The following is a 16299-nucleotide window of genomic DNA, read 5'->3' as shown; positions in this document are numbered from 1 at the left end:
TGCGCGGACCTTGCGGGCAGCCGCTACCTGGAAAGCTGGATCAACCGGTTGGTGCTGGTCAGCATGACCCATTTGCCGTTGCGCTGCTCGATCGACGAGACCGTGCTGGAGTCCGGCAGTATCGAGCCGCGCTGGACGATCCACAGGCCGGTGTCGTCCTCGATCATGGCGCGGCCGTTGGCGACATGAACCATGCGGAATTTCGCGACATCGGCCGGGAAGGGCTGGTCGCCGGGCGGCTGCGCCGGGGTGGCCTCATCCTGCACCGTCCCGGTGGCGAGCAGGTCGATGCTGGTGTTGGGAAGGTCCTTGGCCGTCAGCGGCGCGCTGCGCGAGGTCACCACGCCGCCACCCTCGCGTCCCGAATTGGTGCCGGTGCCGCCAAACTTGATCGCCTGAACGCCGAACTGCTCCTGATTGAAGAAGATATACCAGGGAAACAGGGCGCAGATCAGGCCGAGCGTGACGCCGAGCGCGGCGATGACGAAGTCGCTGCGCCGGTCCGCCTTCTTGCTCAATTTTGGAAATTGCGCCTTTGGCGGCTGCGGCCATTCGGTGACGGGAAACAGGCCGTCGATCAGCGATTCGCGGCTAGCCTGCGTCATCTCGGCAGGCTCGACGCGGGAAACCACAGGCGCGACGGGCGCGGCAGCCCGAGCCACGGGTTCGGATCGGGGTAGGACCGGCTTGACGGCTCTGGCCAGAACAGCCGCGGTCTTGGCCGCGATGGCGCTGGCGGCCTTTGCCTTGGCCCTCCTCTCCTCCTCGGCTCGAGCTTCCTCGGCGGCGTTCGCCGCGGCGATCATCTCATTCAGGATGCGCTCGGTGTACTGGCGTTCAGTCTCCTGATTCGGCATTCAGCTTTCCCTTGAGATGGCGGGCGAGATCGGAGAACGGATCGGCGGATGGGCGGTCCCTGGGTGATTGCGTCAGCGCCTCGTAGATCAGCGGCACCTGGCGCACGGCGATGTCGAGCTCGGCGTCGGCGCCACCCTGATAGGCCCCGAGCAGGCGGATGTCGCGCGTGTCCTCGAAGCGGGCGATCATCGACTTCAGCCGCGTCACCAAAGCGCGCTGTTCGACGCTCCAGGCCTTGCCGGCCAGGCGCGATATGGACGACAGCGGATTGACCGGCGGATAGCGACCCTGTTCGGCGATCGCGCGGTCGAGCACGACATGGCCGTCGAGGATGCCGCGCACGGAATCGGCGACCGGATCATTGTGGTCGTCGCCGTCGACCAGCACGGAAATGATGGCGGTAATCGACCCCTTGCCTTCGGCCCCCGGTCCGGCGCGCTCAAGCAATTTGGGAAGTTCGGTGAAAACCGAGGCGGGATAGCCGCGGGCGACCGGCGGCTCGCCGGTTCCCGTCGCCACCTCGCGCAACGCATGGGCGAAGCGGGTGATCGAATCCAGCACCAGGAGCACACGGTGGCCCTGGTCGCGAAAGTACTCGGCGACGCACATGGCGGTGTCGGGCGCGCGCCGGCGCATCATGGCGCTCTCGTCGCTGGTGGCGACGACGGCCACGGTCTTGGCCATGCTGTCGCCGATCGTGTCCTCGAGGAATTCGCGAACCTCGCGGCCGCGTTCGCCGATCAGCGCCACGACGACGGTGTCGAACGCGTCGGCGCCGGCGAGCATCGCGAGCAGCGTCGACTTGCCGACGCCCGAACCAGCGAAGACGCCCATGCGCTGGCCGAAGCACAGCGGCGTGAAGATGTCGATGACCTTGACGCCGGTCATGAAGGCGGTACCGACGCGCTGCCGCGCCATTGCGCCTGGCGTCGTGGCGCCGCCCGACAGGTCTTCGCCCCTGATCAGCGGCGGACCGCCATCGATGGCCCGGGTAAGCGCGTCGATGGTGCGGCCGCGCCATGAATCATGCGGCGCCACCGCCAGCGGACCCCTGCGGAACACCGCATCGCCGATACCGGCATCGGCGCTGCGTTCGAAGGGAGCGACGACGACTTCGTCGCGGCTGATCTTGACGATCTCGCCGCGGCGCGCGCCGGACTGGCCGCGCTGCTCGACGATGTCGCCCAGCCTGGCGAAATCGGAAAGGCCGCGCACCTTGTAGTGCGTGGACGTGACTTCGGTGACGAGACCGCCACGCTTGACCAGCCCGTCGGCGTTGCCGAAACGCCTGATAACCCGTTCCAGTGCGGCGAGCCGATCTTCGGGCGCCGGCTGCAACTGCCTTTCGGGTGCGCGGATGGAGGACCGGTCGAGCGACATACTATGACTTCGAGCCGAGCGTCTTGATCGCCTCGTCAGTGGAAGAATCCGTCTGCCGCATCAGGGCGGCAGTGTTCTCGAAGGCGCGCTGGACCATGATCAGGCGGGTCATCTCCAGCACCGGATTGACGTTGGATTCTTCGACGAAGCCCTGGGCGATGCCGACATCGGAGCGGTCGGTGACCGGCTCGGGGGTGCGCGCCGGCACGATGCCGGAATTGCCGTAGCGCACGAAATTCTCGCCCGGGTCGAAATTGTAGAGGCCGATCGAGCCGACAAGCTGGTCGTTCTGGCGCAGCGAGCCGTCGGCGCCGGCCTTGGGCGGACCGTTGCGGGGGTCGAGCTGGATCGGCGCGCCGCCGGCGTCGAGCACCGGATGGCCTTCGATCGACATCAGCTCGCCATTCTCGTTCATCGAGAAGCGGCCGTCGCGGGTCATGACGGTGCCGGCCGGTGTGTCGATGGCGAACCAGGCGTCGCCCTGGATGGCGAAATCGAACGGATTGCCGGTCTCGGTCAGCGAACCGTGGGCGCCCGAAAGATAGGTCTTGCCCGACGAGGCGAAGGACACTGATTTCTGCCCAGTGCCCGACACCATGTCCTCGAATTTCACGCCGGTGGCGCGAAAGCCGACAGTGTTGGCGTTGGCGACATTGTCGGCGATGGTGTCGAGCCGGCGCTCGAGCGCCATCTGCGCGGAAAGGGCGACGTAAAGACTATCCTGCATGATCAGAACTTCAACTTCTGCATGGCCATCATCAGGTCGGTGGAGATGCCCGCCGTGACCGGTTGGGCAAAGAGCACGCTGACTGACGTCACGGCCGTCGAGGTCGGATTGTTGATCTCGTACATGCTGGTGAAGCGGGTCAGGAACTTGCCGAGTTTCACGGGGTCGGTGAAATCCGAGATGTCGAGCTTCTGTTCGAAGAGCTGCGCCTGCTTGTCGATGTCGGCAGTGGCGAAGGAATCGGGGAGCCCCAGCGCAGTGCGCACGACGCTCGCAAGGGCAGTGTCGGCGAGCACATCGTACCAGCTGGTGATGTCGGGCGCCTTGCGCTGGAAATAAAGCGCCAGCCGCACGCCCTCATTGGTCTTGCCGGCATCCTCCTCGAGCGTCTGGCGCATATACTTGTCGACAGTCGGCTGCTGCGCCGGATTGATGGTGGTGGCGGCTTCGCCGTACTGCTCGAAGTTGAAGGCCGAGGCCAATGCCGCGTAGGCCGGGTTTTTCTGTTTGTTGGCGACGCTGTTGGGGTCGCGCACGCCACCCTGCAGGACCTGTTTGATGAGGTCCTTGTTCTCCGTCGCCGAATCGAGACCGAACGCGGCCAGCGCGTAAGTGTAGAGCCGGCTGTTCGACATCAGGTCGTCGACCGATTTCACCTTGGTGATGTTGGCGAGATAGTAGGTCGTCTCGCCCTTCACGTAGTCCGAATTCGGATCCAGGCCGGCGATCTGCGCCTGCGTGGCGTAATTCTTCGTCACCAGCTGCTGCGCCTTGTTGTAGATGGTGGCGTCGGCGCCATTGGCGGCGAAGTTGAAGGCGCTGACGAATTGGGCATAGCGCTTGTCGGTCAGCTTGTTGGCGAAACTGTTAGGGTCGGTGACGCCTTCCTTGAGCGCCTTGACCATGAAGGCCTTGGCGTAGTCCATGTCCTCCAGCCCGTAGGCCTTCATGGCAAATTTGAAAAGCCGGTCATTGTTGACGAAATCGTCGATCGATTTCACCTTGGTTATGTTGGCCAGGTAATATTTGGTATCGCGGTCGACAGTCGGCTGCTGCTCGATGCGGTCGATCGACTTGTTTATGTCCTTGGTGATCAACTGGTAGCTGGTAAAGGTATTGAGCAACGTCATGCCTCCGGCCGAAGCTTAATGTCGCGACAATAACCTCACTTCCTTGCGCGAAACTGAATCGCCCAACATTCGGTTCCGTGGCAGCCCGGATTCAAGCCTCACACAAGGCACGGGGACTATCCCTTGGACCTGTTGTGAAATGCGGAAGGACCTGTCGTGGGCATTCTGATTGGACTTGTGGTGACGCTCGGCTGCGTCCTTGGCGGCTTCATGGCCATGGGCGGGCATCTGCACGTGCTGGTCCAGCCGTGGGAAGCCGTGGTCATCTGTGGCGCCGCACTGGGGACGTTCCTCGTCGCCAACCCGATGAAGACGGTCAAGGATACCGGCAGGGGCATTCTCGAGGCGTTCAAGCAGGCGGTGCCGAAAGAACAGGACTATCTGGAAACGCTCGGCGTGCTGCACAGCCTGATGCGCGAATTGCGCTCGAAGTCGCGCAGCGAGGTCGAGGCGCATATCGACAATCCGGAAGAATCAGCGATCTTCCAGGCCTTTCCGACGGTGCTCAAGAATCACGATCTGATGAATTTCATCTGCGACTACTGCCGCATCATCATCATCGGCAATGCCCGCTCGCACGAGATCGAGGCGCTGATGGACGAGGAGATCCAGACCATCAAGTCCGACAAGATGAAGGCCTATCACGCGCTGGTCGCTGTCGGCGACGGCCTGCCGGCGCTGGGCATCGTCGCCGCCGTGCTTGGCGTGGTCAAGGCGATGGGCGCACTCGACCAGTCGCCGGAAATCCTAGGCGGCCTGATCGGCGCCGCGCTTGTCGGCACATTCCTCGGCATCTTCCTGTCCTATGCCGTGGTCGGGCCCGTCGCCACCAAGATCAAGACGGTGCGCGAGAAGAAGAACCGCCTCTACATCATCGTCAAGCAGACGCTGCTCGCCTACATGAACGGCGCGCTGCCGCAGGTGGCGATCGAATTCGGCCGCAAGACGATCTCGTCCTATGAGCGGCCGACCATCGACGCCGTCGAGCAGAGCACGATGAACACCGGCGGCGCCGAGAAGAAGGCCGCTTGAGCAATGCACGACAGATCGGTGCCGACACGGTCATGACCAGCCCAGGCAGCCCCGCGCAAGCGCGCTCGCTGATCATCGAGCGCCTGGTCGGCGACAGCGGCGAGGCCGATCAGGTCATCGACGCCGGCCGCGCCATGGCCGAACGCGCCGTGCCGCTGCTGCAGAAGGGCCTTTCGGACGAGCTCGGCGTTCCCGTCATCGTCGACCTCAAGGCCGTCGAGGTCAGCCGCGTCCCCGAGGCGCGCTCGCGCGCCGGCGACAATTTCGCCATGACAGTCGTCGGTTCGCCGGCATCCTCTGATGCGATGACGCTCGTCATCGACGCTGCCGCGATCGCGATCATGGTCTCGACGCTGTTTGGCGGCGATCCGGATATGCCGGCGTCGCCGATCGAGCGCGATCTGTCGCCGATCGAGGCCGATGTCTCGACCATGGTTTTCCAGGAGGTGGCGCAGGCGCTGAACGGATCCGGGCGGCGCTCGCTCGACCTGCGTCTGCCCGTGCCGCGGGCGATGTCGGGTACCGAGGCGAAACGGCATGTGCTGCGCGACGGCGCTGCCATCCGCATCGTCCTTGGCATCTCGACGCCGGTCGACAGCGGCTCCATCACGGTGACCATGCCGCAGCGTGTCGTCCTTGCCGGCCGCGACGGCACCGCCGGCCTCAGCGAAGACGATCATGGCAGTAGTTGGCGCGCACGCTTTTCGGAAGAGGTGATGCGCTCGACGGTGGCGCTCGAAGCCACCATGCCGCTGACGCGGCTGACGCTTGGCGACCTCGCCAATCTCCAAGTGGGCCAGGTCATCGACTTCGACGAAACGGCGCAATCACGAGCTCGCCTCAGCGCGCGCGGCCAGACGCTGTTCGTATGCGAGTTCGGCAAACTGGGGCAGAATTACACCGTCCGAATCAAGCATCCCTTCGATGCCGGGCAGGATTTCATCGATGGGCTCATGCCGGCCGGTGCCGGGCGCGCCTGAGCTTTTGGAGACAACGCATGGCCAAGACCAAAGTGGAAGCAGAACTCGACCAGCCGGACGAGCAGCTAGACCGCGCCATCGAGGAATTGCGCGGGGTCCTGCATGAAGAGGAGCAACGCCCAGATGCGGCTTTCAGGGCCGCCGCGGGCGCCAATTCGAACGTCATCATGAACATCCCCGTCGATGTCCAGATCATCCTCGGCAGCACCGAGATGGCGGTGGCCGACCTGATGGCGCTGCAGAAGGGCTCGACGGTGGCGCTCAACCGCCGCATCGGCGAACCGGTCGACGTCGTGGTCAACGGCCGCAAGATCGCCCGCGGCGAGATCACGGTGCTCGAAAGCGATCCCTCGCGCTTCGGCATCAGGCTGACCGAAATCATCGCCGGCACGAAGGGCGCCTAGACATGGCTGGTGGGGCTTGCCGGTTGCAGCGGAGGCGAGAGGCAGCATGACGCCGCTGACGACCTTGACGCGCGCGCAGAAGGCGGCCGCCATATTGGTGGCGATGGGCAAGCCGTCCGCGAGCCGCCTGTTGAAATTCTTCAAGCAGGAAGAGCTCAAGGCGCTGATCGAGGGCGCGCGGCTGCTCAGGACCATTCCGCAGAGCGATCTCGAGCGCATCGTCGCCGAGTTCGAGGCCGAATTCACCGAGGGTGCCGGCCTGCTCGATTCCGCCGACAGGATGGACACCATCCTCAACGAATCGCTGTCGCCCGAAGAAATGAACGCCATCATGGGCAACAAGAAGCCGGAGGCGGCGCCCGAAGGGCCGCCACCGATCTGGCCCGATCTCGAAAAACTCGAACCTTCGCGGCTGGGCACCTTCCTGGCCGGCGAACATCCGCAGACGGCGGCCATGGTGCTGTCGAAGCTGGCGCCGCAGGCGGCGGCGAGCGTGCTTTTGACGCTGACGAAGGAGATGCGCGGCGAAATCATCAAGCGCATGGTGACGATGGCCAATGTTCCGGCGGCCGCCACCAGGATCGTCGAAAACCGGTTGCGCACCAGCGTGCTGTCGGAAACCTCGACCAAGGACACTTCGGCCGGACAGGCGCGCGTCGCCAGCGTGCTCAACGAGCTGGACAAGCCGCTGCTCGAGGAGGTCATGCAGGACCTGGAAGCCGCCGGCACGCCCGACCTCGACGGTGTGAGGGCAAGGCTCTTTGCCTTCGACGACCTGCCGCTGCTCACCCAGAAGGCGCGCGTGCTTCTGTTCGACGGACTGTCGACCGAGCTTGTCACGCTGGCGCTGCGCGGTACATCGGCGGCACTCGCCGAAGCGGTACTCTCGGCAATCGGCGCACGGTCACGGCGCATGATCGAAGCCGAACTTGGACAAGGGTCGGAGGGAGTTCCGGCTGCCGACATACTGGCGGCGCGCAAGACCATCGTGACGACGACCATCCGGCTGTCGCGCGAGGGCGCATTCGAACTTCCCGCGACGCAGAACGCCGCCTAAGGCATGTCCGACGCCGCCGACAAGGACTCCAAAACCGAAGAGGCGACGGAAAAGAAAGTCCGCGACACCATCGAACAGGGCAAGCTGCCCCATTCGAGGGAAACCGCGATCCTCGCCTCCTTCGTCGCCATACTGGTCTTCACCGTCTTCTATGCCAAGGACGCGGTCATCAACCTCGGCATGTTCCTGTCGATGTTCCTCGAGAAGCCCGAGGCCTGGCCGATGAACACCGAGACCGATGTCATCGATCTCTACAAGATCGTCATGCTGGAAGTGGGCCGCGCCGTCGTCAGCCTGCTGGTGCTTTTGACCGTCGCCGGCATCGGCGCCTCGGTGCTCCAGAACATGCCGCAATTCGTCGGCGAGCGGATCAGGCCGCAGCTGTCGCGCATTTCGATCACCAAGGGCTGGAACCGGATGTTCGGTGCCCAGGGCTGGGTCGAGTTCCTGAAATCCCTGGCAAAGGTCGGCTTCGCCATTGCCGTGCTCACCTTCACGCTGTCGGAGGATCACCGCAAGCTGCTTGCCGGGATGATCACCAATCCGGTCGCTTTCGGCCTCGTCATCCGCGGCATCGCGGTCGACATATTGGTGGCGATCGTCTTCGTCATGGGGCTGATCGCGGCGATCGATATCGTCTGGTCGCGCTTCCACTGGAAGCAGGACCTGCGCATGACCAAGCAGGAGGTGAAGGACGAGTTCAAGCAGTCCGAAGGCGACCCGATCGTCAAGTCGCGGCTGCGCTCGCTGGCACGTGACCGCGCGCGCAAGCGGATGATGACGGCGGTGCCGCGCGCGACGCTGATCATCGCCAACCCGACCCACTTCTCGATTGCGTTGAAATATGTGCGCGACGAGGATTCGGCGCCGCTCGTGGTGGCCAAGGGGCAGGATCTGGTGGCGTTGAAAATCCGCGAGATCGCGAAGGAGCACAACATCCCGATCTTCGAGGACGTGACGCTCGCCCGCTCCATGTACAAGCAAGTTTCGGTCGATAATGTGATCCCGTCGCAATTCTACCAGGCCGTCGCCGAACTGGTGCGGATCGTCTACTCGAAAAAGGCTGAGCGCAGACAGATTTCATGAACCGCCAACCACACGCAAAATCCCGCGAGATCATCGTCGCCAGCGCCATCGAGCAGGTGGTCGGCGAACTGAGATTGATCGATGTCGCCGACTACATCGCCTTCATCCGGCTGGAGCATTTCGCCTGCCTTTCGGATCTGGTCGATTCAGCAGTGGAGCTGTTCTTCATGCCGGGCACGCTCAAACTGGGTCATGGCGGCGAGGCGCATGTCGACTGGAGCGGCAGTCCGCGCATCGTGCTCGACCTGGAACTCAGGCCACCCGGTGTGACCGTCTATTTCCAGCTGACGCTGAGCGAGGCCGGCAATTCGGTCGCGGTCAATTACGTGTCGTTCGAAAAGCCCGGCGAGGACCCCGAGCACAATACGGCGCTGCTGGAGGCGGTGATCGAACAGGCCCGGATCCGCAGGGTCGAGCCGCTGGCCTTCTGAGGTCTGTTGATATTCAGGTGAGGCCGGCCTGCAAATGGAGGCTCCCTGCGCTTCCCCGTTCTACTGCGTCGCAGTAGAACGGAGCTCACGTACCCAAAAGTACGCTCCGCTCCGGTTCTCGGTATCAACCATTTTCGGCTCAGCCTGACCTGAATCTCAACAGACCTGAGCGCCTTATCCGCGATTACTCGATCAGGCCCAACCGCAGCGCCTTGGCGACCGCCTGGTTGCGGTTGACGGCGTTGAGCTTCTGGGTCGACTGGGTCAGGTACTGGTTGGCGGTATGCACCGACAGCTTCAGGAGCCGCGCGATCTCCTCGCTGGTGTTGCCGTTGGCGGTCAGCTTCAGGCATTCCAGTTCGCGCTTGGAGATGGCTCGCATCCTGCCGGCATCGCTCGGACGGATACGCGCGACAGCGGCGAAGAGGGAAAAACAGCGGGCGTGGATTTCGTAGAGCGCATCCTGCGGCAGCGCGATCTCCGATCCCAGGAAGACGACAAGGCCGCACTGACCGCGATCGGCGTGGACGGGAAAGGCAATGCCGCTGGTGCCGGGCGCCAGGGGAGATATCTGCGCGGTCCAGGCAAGGTTGCCGAACATTTCGGCCATGGCCGCGACGCCGTCATCCGTCCACCAGCGTGGCTCCGTCGAGTTGTGGGTGTGGCGCACGATCTCCTCGCCATTGGCGCCCGAGATGAACTTCGTCGCCACGGCAATGCCGGGATAGTCGGAATCGAAGCACGGCACCAGCCGCGCCCGTTCCGGCGACGGGCTGACGAAGTACAGGCCGAAGGCCGAGGCGTTGATGTCGACCGATATCCAGCGACAGCGGCGCACGGCATCGGGAATGGTGACGGCGTGATGTGTCTCGGAGCTGAGCGAGAAGGCGCCGAAGGGGCTGCGCTGCTCGTTGAAAAGGGCCTCCGCGGCGTCCTTGATGTCGGCGTGTTTCAAATGATGCCACTCCTGATCGCCGTGGCGATGGCCATCGCACGGTTCGAGGCCGCGAATTTCTGGATGGCGTGGGTGATGTAGCTGTTGACGGTGTTGGAGGAGACGCCAAGGATGACCGCCACCTCATCGGTGGTCTTGCCCTCCGAGACCCAGAACAGGCATTCGCGCTCGCGATCGGAGAGCGGATCCTGCATGGCGGCGGCGGCGATCAGCTGCGGGATATGCGAGAGCGCGTAGCAGCATTTCAACTGCGCCTTCATCAGCGCCGGCTGGTCGATATGGCCTGATGTCGCCGCCGAGAACAGGGCGAACAGACGCTTGCGGCCGACATTCAGCCGCAGCGAGTAGATCTCGGCATGGCCGAGCACGTCGAGAAGGCGGGCCTCTTCGCCGGAGACCAGCCCGTCGGCATCGGGCGCCTCGGCGGCCACCAGCGGTCTAGGCCGGATGCCGGGCGCGACCGTGAGGGCCCCTTGGGCAAGGCTGGCGATCAGCCGCTTGCCGATCAGTTCGATGGCGTCGAAGATCCAGTTCGAGGCGACGATGCGCGCGTCGTTGCGGTCCTGGTCATGGACGATGGCGATCAGCATGTAGCTGTCGGCGCCGATCTCGGCGATCAGCTCCATGAAAAAGCTGGTCAGATCACCGCGCGACGTCAGGCGCGAGCCCAATGTGTCGGATTGAAGAAGCGCGGCGGGACTGCTCATTTGTTGCTTTTGGCCGGAATCGTTTCTGCCGTCCGGATGCTGGAGGCCAGCCGCCGAACCCGAAAACGCGTTACTTTTACGAGACACACACGAGGCGCGGGGCCGCGCCCAACCAGACGGAATCCATTCAGGGAACGCGAAGACATCCGCGTCTGGCGCCGGAAGATTCCGGAACGTGAGACTTTGGGTGGTCGCCGCGCCCCCCAAGGACCGGCTGATTCGGGTCTAATCTACCCGCAGATGAATCCGACATCAAACGCGATTTGACAAAATCGAATCCGACGGACTCACATGCGACTCAGAGGTCGACTTTCGCGGCCTTCGAGCGTGCGAAAATGCCGGGACTGCGCAAGCCGGCCATATCCGCGCTCCGTCCGATGCGATAGATTCGCAAGCGCCGAAGGGGTGGGCACCTTCGGCAATGGAGTTCGTAGCTGCGTTACGGCCGCGGTCGTTGGCAGCGGTGCCATGCGGGCTCCCGGCATCTTTTGTTTCGGGGGAAACGATGAGCGATTCATTTCGGGAAGTTACTTCCGTCTCGTGGTTCGGACGGATCAAGCGCGCGGTCGGTGGGGTTATCTTCGGCCTGCTCTTGATCGTGCTGATGGTGATCGGGCTGTTCTGGAACGAGGGCCGCGCGGTGCAGACGGCGCGCTCGCTGGCCGAAGGCGCCGGCGCCGTGGTCTCGATCGGCGCCGACAGGGTCGATGCCGGCAATGACGGCAGACTGGTGCATGTCAGCGGGCCGGTGACGGCCGATAGCGGCCTGTCGGATCCGGATTTCGGCATCGCCGCGCAAGGACTGCGGCTGTCGCGCAGCGTCGAGATGTATCAGTGGAAGGAAGAGTCCAAATCCGAGACCACCAAGAAGCTTGGCGGCGGCGAGGAGACGGAGACCACCTACAGCTATTCGAAAGTGTGGGACGACAGCCAGATCGACTCTTCGGACTTCAAGAAGCAGGACGGCCATCAGAACCCGCCAATGGCGATCCACAGCCGCGCCTTCCAGATCCCTGAAGGCAAGCTCGTCGCCTTCGATCTGGACACGCCGGTGCTCGACCGCATCGACGGCGACAAGGCGTATTCGCTGTCGGCCAGCCAGTCGGCGGCGATCAAGGCCGCCTATTCCGGCACGAAGCCGCTCAGCGTCGTTGATGGCAAGATCTATCTCGGCAGCGACAACACGACGCCCGCATTGGGCGACTACCGCATCGGCTACGAACTGGCGCCGCTCGGCGTGGTCAGCATTGTGGCGCGGCAGGCCGGCAGCCGCTTGGAGCCGTACCAGACGCAAGCGGGCGATGCGCTGCTGATGGTCGATACCGGCAACGTGCCGGCCGACAAGATGTTCGCCGAGGCGGTGAGCGCCAACACGCTGATCACCTGGCTGCTGCGCGGCGCCGGTCTTTTGCTGCTGACCATCGGCTTTGCCCTGTTCCTCGGCCCGATCGGCGTGATCCTCGACGTCATCCCGTTCCTCGGCAGCATGGCGCGGATGGGAACCGGCATCATCGCCTTCTTCCTGGCGATCCTGGTCGGCACGACGACGATCGCGATTGCCTGGTTCTGGTATCGGCCGGTTCTGGCGGCAGGCATACTGGCGGCCGGCGTCATCGCGGCGGCGGCGGTCTATTATCTCGGCCGTTCACGCAAGGTTGCCGCGCCAATGGCCACGCCGAGCACAGGTACCGCAACGTAGCTTGCAAAAAAGGGCTGATATGCCGCCCTTTTTCGTCGTACCTCTTATTGTCCGCTCCGGGTTTGTGGGCAGGCTTAGCGGTCCTCGAAACCGGTCAGCACGCCGACGGCGTTGATGCCGATCTCCTCGACGGCATAGCCGCCTTCCATGACGAACAAGGTGGGAAGGCCGAGCCTGGCGATGCGGCGACCGATCTTGGGATAGTCGGGGCTTGTCAGCTTGAACTGGCTAATCGGGTCCTTCTCGAAAGTGTCGACGCCGAGCGAAATGATGACGATGTCGGGCGCATAGGCGGCGAGCTTGGCGCAGGCATCCTCAAGCGAGGCGTTCCAGGCGTCCCAGCCGGTGCCGAACGGCATGGGATAGTTGATGTTGAAGCCTTCGCCCGCGCCCGCGCCGCGTTCATCGGCATGGCCGAGGAAGAACGGGTATTCGACCATCGGATCGCCATGCAGGTTGAGGACCTGCACGTCGGCGCGGTCGTAGAAGATTTCCTGCGTGCCGTTGCCATGGTGGTAGTCGACGTCGAGGATGGAGATGCGTTTGGCGCCCTGGTCGAGGAACCACTGCGCGGCGACCGCGGCGTTGTTGATGTAGCAATAGCCGCCCATGAAGCCGGCGCCGGCATGGTGGCCTGGCGGGCGGCAGAGCGCGAAGGCCGACCTCTCGCCGCCCTTGACCAGGCCGGCCGCGGTCAGCGCCACGTCATAGGACGATTTGATCGCGGCCCAGGTGCCTTCGACGAAGGTGGCGCCGGCATCGAAGGAATAGTAGCCGAGCAGGGCATCGACACGCTTCGGCGGCACGTCGCCACGCAGGCCGCGCGTCGGCCAGGTGAAGGGCATGGCCGTGCCCTCGTGGCCGGAGGCTACCCATTGCGGCCAGACCGTCGGCAGGAAGTCGATATAGTCTGATTTGTGGATGCGCTTGGCGGCGGCAAGATCGTGCTCGAGCGGCAGGACGATCGGACCGAGCTTCTCGCTTTCGACCCGTGCCTTGATGAATTCCGCCCGCGAGGGTTTTTCAAAACCCGGCACGATCGCCGAGGTGACCAGTTCCATCTGGCCGGCATGGCCAGCATGAAGCGGCGAATAGACAGTCTTCATGAAATTCCTCTCGAAATGCGAAATCAGTCAAGGTTGAGATAGGGGCTCACCAGAGCGAGCCACATGGTTTCCACATCGTCCTCGATGAGGTCGTATGTCCTGCGATCTCTCTTCAGTCCGACCAGCCGGCAGGCGTGCCCGACCTCCATCATCACCAGGCCAAGCCGTTTGGCGATCTTGTCTTCGAGAGCCGGATTCACATGCCGCAGCCAGGCGGCGTAAAGCGCGATGATCTGCTGATCATATTCGTCCTGGATAGGCCTGAGATCGGCGTTGCCGGATATGGCCTCGATCACCGGCATCAGGGTCGCGTTTTCGAGATAGATACTGGACGTGTCGATGAAGAGCTTGCGCACTTCGCGCCGAAATTCGTCGCGGTTGGTGGGCCGGGGGACCTTGATGCGCTTCTCGATCACTTCGGGAAAGGAGGACAGCCAGCGCCGGGCGAGGTCCAGAAGAATGGCTTCCTTGTTGGGAAAGTATTGATAGACCGAGCCGACCGACAGGCCCGCGCGCTGCGCAATGGCGAGCGTCGTCGGCGTCCTGGTTCCTTGCTCCCGCGTCAAGATCAGCGCCGCGTCGAGAATGCGGTCGACCACCTTGCTCGACCGTTGCTGCCGAGGCTGCTTGCGCGGCTCGAGCGCTATCCTGGTTTTGCGGTCGAGACTGCGCTTCACTGCTCTATGTCCTCGTTCCCCGCCTGGTCCCAACACGAGCGCAGGGTGCTGTCCGCAATACATTCTAAATTCCGCATGTTGACAAACGCGAATAATCAGTCGCATTCTTTATCCACGCTGTCCCTAGGGATAACAAGGGGAATTTCGAAGGCAGCGGACTGGCATCGTTTTTTGTTCCGTGGCGCCGCTCCGGTGGAGTGGCAGGTCGTTGAGCGCAGGGCTGTCGGTCTCAGTCGGTCATCAAAAGCGCGGAGTCGCGATGTCTGCTACGGGTACGGGTCACAATGCGGATCTGATCGTCATCAATGGTCGTGTGCTGACCATGGACGGTGGCAATCCCGTAGCCGAGGCCGTTGCCGTCAAGGATGGCGCCATCATCGCCGTTGGCAGCCGGGTCGCCATCGAAGAACTCAAGGGAACGGCCACGCAGGTGATCGACGCCAAGGGCGGTTCGGTCCTGCCCGGCTTCATCGAAGCCCATATGCATCTGTTCTCGGGAGGGGCTGAGCTCGCGCATCTTCAGCTTGGCGGTGTCCATGGCTTCGAAGCGCTGCAAAAGGCGATCCGCGACTATGCATCGACCAAGCCCGACGCAAAAATGCTGGTCGGGCAGGGCGTCGACTACACGGTGCTCGGCGACGAGCGGGTGACGCGCCACCATCTCGATGCGATCCTGCCGAATCGCCCGTTCTGCATGGCGGCGCCCGATCATCACACGATGTGGGCCAACACCAAGGCGCTGGAGATGGCCGGCATCCTGCAGGGTCGCGCGCTTGGTCCGGGCAATGAAATCGTCATGGGCGAGGATGGCCTGGCAGCCGGCGAACTGCGCGAGGGCGAGGCCTTCGGCCCGGTGCTCGATCTTGCCGGCGAGGGCCGGGTGCGGCTGGGGCTGGCGACCGGCGGCGAGCCGGATCCAATGCCATCCGCGGCCGAACGCGCCGCCGACCGCGACATCATGCGGCGCGGCCTGGCCTGGTGCGCGCGTCACGGCATCACCTCCATCCAGAACATGGACGGCAATCTCTACCAGCTCGAGCTGCTGGCCGAAATCGAGGCCGAGGAGGGGTTGCCCTGCCGTGTGCAGATACCCTTCCACTACAAGAATTTCATGACGCTCGACATGCTCGACAAGGCATCCGTCATGACCGAGCGCTACAACAGCGAGTGGCTGTCGTCGGGCATGGTCAAGGTGTTCTATGACGGTGTGCTCGATTCCTGGACGGCTGTCATGGTCGAGCCGTATGCCGACCGTCCCGACTGGGTGGGCGAGCCGCTTTTCACACCGCAGCAATTCATCGATCTCGCCGTTGCCGTCGACAGGCGTAGACTGCAGATCGCGGTGCACTCGATCGGTGATGGCGCAGTGCGCGCGGTGCTCGACGGCTACGAGGCGGCGCAAAAGGCCAATGGCAAGCGCGACAGTCGCCATCGCATCGAACACATCGAGGTCACCACCACGGCGGACGTGCCGCGCTTCGCCGAACTCGGCGTCATCGCCTCGATGCAGCCGCCGCACCCGCCCGGCGCCATGGATTTCCCGCTCGAGCCGACCGTGTCGCGCATCGGGCCGGCCCGCTGGCCATTGAGCTATGCCTGGCGAACCCTGAAGAATGCCGGCGCGCATATCGTCTTCGCCTCGGATTGGCCGGTGTCGCCGATCGACCCGATCCTGGGCATTCAGGCGGCAGTGATGCGCAAACCATGGGCAGACAGCGACCCGGACCAGAGTTTTTCGCTGCAGGAATCGCTCGCCGCCTACACGGTCGAGGGCGCCTATGCCGAATTCGCCGAACACCGCAAAGGCACGCTGAAATCAGGCTATATGGCCGACCTGGTGGTGCTGTCGGCCGATATGGAAAGGACGGCGCCGGCCGATCTGCACAAGGTGCGCCCGGTGACGACGATTTGCGGCGGCAAGGTGACCTATCAGGCCTGACAATGGCATGAGGCTTGCTGGCTAAAGACGGACTGAACTGTGATTCAATGCCGGGCTTGCCAACCTACCGGGCGTGTGGTCACATCGAACAGGGGAACAGCTCCGCCAGCAAGAGCGGGGTCAACAGTGAG

16 protein-coding genes are annotated in these 16299 nt (G+C 63.6%); 8 read left to right on the top strand and 8 right to left on the bottom strand.

Annotated elements, in window-relative coordinates; translation table 11 throughout:
• Positions 1 to 23 precede the first annotated feature (23 nt).
• The 4 genes from AB4Z43_RS07475 to AB4Z43_RS07460 are packed head-to-tail and all read right to left on the bottom strand — an operon-like array spanning position 24 to position 4089.
• Positions 24 to 857, bottom strand: a complete 834-nt coding sequence (locus AB4Z43_RS07475; RefSeq protein ID WP_441936729.1) for a hypothetical protein — start codon at positions 855 to 857, stop codon at positions 24 to 26.
• Positions 838 to 2238 carry a flagellar protein export ATPase FliI gene (gene fliI / locus AB4Z43_RS07470; protein WP_441936727.1) on the bottom strand — a complete coding sequence of 467 codons (1401 nt, stop codon included), beginning with the start codon at positions 2236 to 2238 and terminating at the stop codon, positions 838 to 840. The genes AB4Z43_RS07475 and fliI overlap by 20 nt, the downstream gene beginning before the upstream one ends.
• A gap of 1 nt (position 2239) precedes the next feature.
• Positions 2240 to 2965: a flagellar basal-body rod protein FlgF gene (gene flgF, locus AB4Z43_RS07465; RefSeq protein WP_019860945.1), complete on the bottom strand. Its 726-nt coding sequence runs from the start codon at positions 2963 to 2965 to the stop codon at positions 2240 to 2242.
• A gap of 2 nt (positions 2966 to 2967) precedes the next feature.
• Positions 2968 to 4089: a DUF1217 domain-containing protein gene (locus AB4Z43_RS07460; protein WP_038653309.1), complete on the bottom strand. Its 1122-nt coding sequence runs from the start codon at positions 4087 to 4089 to the stop codon at positions 2968 to 2970.
• 162 nt (positions 4090 to 4251) lie between these two features.
• Here AB4Z43_RS07460 and motA point away from each other — a divergent pair, with 162 nt between their 5' ends.
• From motA to AB4Z43_RS07430, 6 genes are read left to right on the top strand one after another with little or no spacing between them, the layout of a single operon-like run.
• Positions 4252 to 5127 (top strand): flagellar motor stator protein MotA, encoded by an 876-nt coding sequence (gene motA / locus AB4Z43_RS07455; RefSeq protein WP_019860941.1) that lies wholly within the window; start codon positions 4252 to 4254, stop codon positions 5125 to 5127.
• A gap of 32 nt (positions 5128 to 5159) precedes the next feature.
• Positions 5160 to 6107 (top strand): FliM/FliN family flagellar motor switch protein, encoded by a 948-nt coding sequence (locus AB4Z43_RS07450; RefSeq protein WP_020629030.1) that lies wholly within the window; start codon positions 5160 to 5162, stop codon positions 6105 to 6107.
• A gap of 17 nt (positions 6108 to 6124) precedes the next feature.
• A complete protein-coding gene (gene fliN / locus AB4Z43_RS07445; protein WP_019860938.1) occupies positions 6125 to 6511 on the top strand; it encodes a flagellar motor switch protein FliN in 387 nt (128 codons plus the stop codon).
• 46 nt (positions 6512 to 6557) lie between these two features.
• The gene (locus AB4Z43_RS07440; protein ID WP_019860937.1) at positions 6558 to 7568 is read left to right on the top strand and encodes a flagellar motor switch protein FliG; all 1011 of its coding nucleotides are present in this window, start codon (positions 6558 to 6560) and stop codon (positions 7566 to 7568) included.
• A 3-nt stretch (positions 7569 to 7571) separates the two neighbouring features.
• Positions 7572 to 8654: a flagellar biosynthesis protein FlhB gene (gene flhB, locus AB4Z43_RS07435; RefSeq protein WP_019860936.1), complete on the top strand. Its 1083-nt coding sequence runs from the start codon at positions 7572 to 7574 to the stop codon at positions 8652 to 8654.
• The gene (locus tag AB4Z43_RS07430; protein WP_064980716.1) at positions 8651 to 9085 is read left to right on the top strand and encodes a hypothetical protein; all 435 of its coding nucleotides are present in this window, start codon (positions 8651 to 8653) and stop codon (positions 9083 to 9085) included. The genes flhB and AB4Z43_RS07430 overlap by 4 nt, the downstream gene beginning before the upstream one ends.
• Before the next feature lie 184 nt (positions 9086 to 9269).
• On the opposite strand, the gene AB4Z43_RS07425 is transcribed toward AB4Z43_RS07430, so the two are convergent.
• Together AB4Z43_RS07425 and AB4Z43_RS07420 are read right to left on the bottom strand one after the other, a co-directional pair.
• Positions 9270 to 10040: a helix-turn-helix transcriptional regulator gene (locus tag AB4Z43_RS07425; RefSeq protein WP_019860934.1), complete on the bottom strand. Its 771-nt coding sequence runs from the start codon at positions 10038 to 10040 to the stop codon at positions 9270 to 9272.
• Entirely contained in the window at positions 10037 to 10747 is a 711-nt protein-coding gene (locus tag AB4Z43_RS07420; RefSeq protein WP_441936724.1) for a helix-turn-helix transcriptional regulator, read from the bottom strand. Before AB4Z43_RS07420 ends, AB4Z43_RS07425 begins: the two co-directional genes overlap by 4 nt.
• A 505-nt stretch (positions 10748 to 11252) precedes the next feature.
• On the opposite strand from AB4Z43_RS07420, the gene AB4Z43_RS07415 reads away from it, so the two are divergent.
• Positions 11253 to 12446, top strand: a complete 1194-nt coding sequence (locus AB4Z43_RS07415; protein ID WP_441936722.1) for a TMEM43 family protein — start codon at positions 11253 to 11255, stop codon at positions 12444 to 12446.
• Positions 12447 to 12520: 74 nt separating this feature from the next.
• Here AB4Z43_RS07415 and AB4Z43_RS07410 read toward each other — a convergent pair whose 3' ends face one another.
• On the bottom strand, positions 12521 to 13552 hold the full coding sequence (locus AB4Z43_RS07410) for a histone deacetylase family protein (RefSeq protein ID WP_064980712.1): 1032 nt from the start codon (positions 13550 to 13552) through the stop codon (positions 12521 to 12523).
• A 23-nt stretch (positions 13553 to 13575) separates the two neighbouring features.
• On the bottom strand, positions 13576 to 14229 hold the full coding sequence (locus AB4Z43_RS07405; protein ID WP_019860928.1) for a TetR/AcrR family transcriptional regulator: 654 nt from the start codon (positions 14227 to 14229) through the stop codon (positions 13576 to 13578).
• Between the two features lie 259 nt (positions 14230 to 14488).
• On the opposite strand from AB4Z43_RS07405, the gene AB4Z43_RS07400 reads away from it, so the two are divergent.
• Positions 14489 to 16168, top strand: a complete 1680-nt coding sequence (locus AB4Z43_RS07400; protein ID WP_441936720.1) for an amidohydrolase — start codon at positions 14489 to 14491, stop codon at positions 16166 to 16168.
• The last annotated feature ends 131 nt before the right edge of the window (positions 16169 to 16299 follow it).

The sequence above is a fragment of the Mesorhizobium sp. 2RAF45 genome (genome assembly GCF_052115225.1).
GTDB lineage: Bacteria > Pseudomonadota > Alphaproteobacteria > Rhizobiales > Rhizobiaceae > Mesorhizobium > Mesorhizobium jarvisii.
The sequence above is the reverse complement of the archived record's forward strand: the minus strand, read 5'-3'. Positions and strand labels throughout refer to the sequence as shown.

Bases quoted from the DNA above. Each gene is read 5' to 3' on its own strand.
- fliN (WP_019860938.1), top strand. From the start codon at position 6,125: ATGGCCAAGACCAAAGTGGAAGCAGAACTCGACCAGCCGGACGAGCAG.
- flgF (WP_019860945.1), bottom strand. From the start codon at position 2,965: ATGCAGGATAGTCTTTACGTCGCCCTTTCCGCGCAGATGGCGCTCGAG.
- AB4Z43_RS07440 (WP_019860937.1), top strand. From the start codon at position 6,558: ATGACGCCGCTGACGACCTTGACGCGCGCGCAGAAGGCGGCCGCCATA.
- AB4Z43_RS07430 (WP_064980716.1), top strand. From the start codon at position 8,651: ATGAACCGCCAACCACACGCAAAATCCCGCGAGATCATCGTCGCCAGC.
- AB4Z43_RS07450 (WP_020629030.1), top strand. From the start codon at position 5,160: ATGACCAGCCCAGGCAGCCCCGCGCAAGCGCGCTCGCTGATCATCGAG.
- AB4Z43_RS07415 (WP_441936722.1), top strand. From the start codon at position 11,253: ATGAGCGATTCATTTCGGGAAGTTACTTCCGTCTCGTGGTTCGGACGG.
- AB4Z43_RS07400 (WP_441936720.1), top strand. From the start codon at position 14,489: ATGTCTGCTACGGGTACGGGTCACAATGCGGATCTGATCGTCATCAAT.
- AB4Z43_RS07410 (WP_064980712.1), bottom strand. From the start codon at position 13,552: ATGAAGACTGTCTATTCGCCGCTTCATGCTGGCCATGCCGGCCAGATG.
- AB4Z43_RS07420 (WP_441936724.1), bottom strand. From the start codon at position 10,747: ATGAGCAGTCCCGCCGCGCTTCTTCAATCCGACACATTGGGCTCGCGC.
- AB4Z43_RS07475 (WP_441936729.1), bottom strand. From the start codon at position 857: ATGCCGAATCAGGAGACTGAACGCCAGTACACCGAGCGCATCCTGAAT.
- flhB (WP_019860936.1), top strand. From the start codon at position 7,572: ATGTCCGACGCCGCCGACAAGGACTCCAAAACCGAAGAGGCGACGGAA.
- fliI (WP_441936727.1), bottom strand. From the start codon at position 2,238: ATGTCGCTCGACCGGTCCTCCATCCGCGCACCCGAAAGGCAGTTGCAG.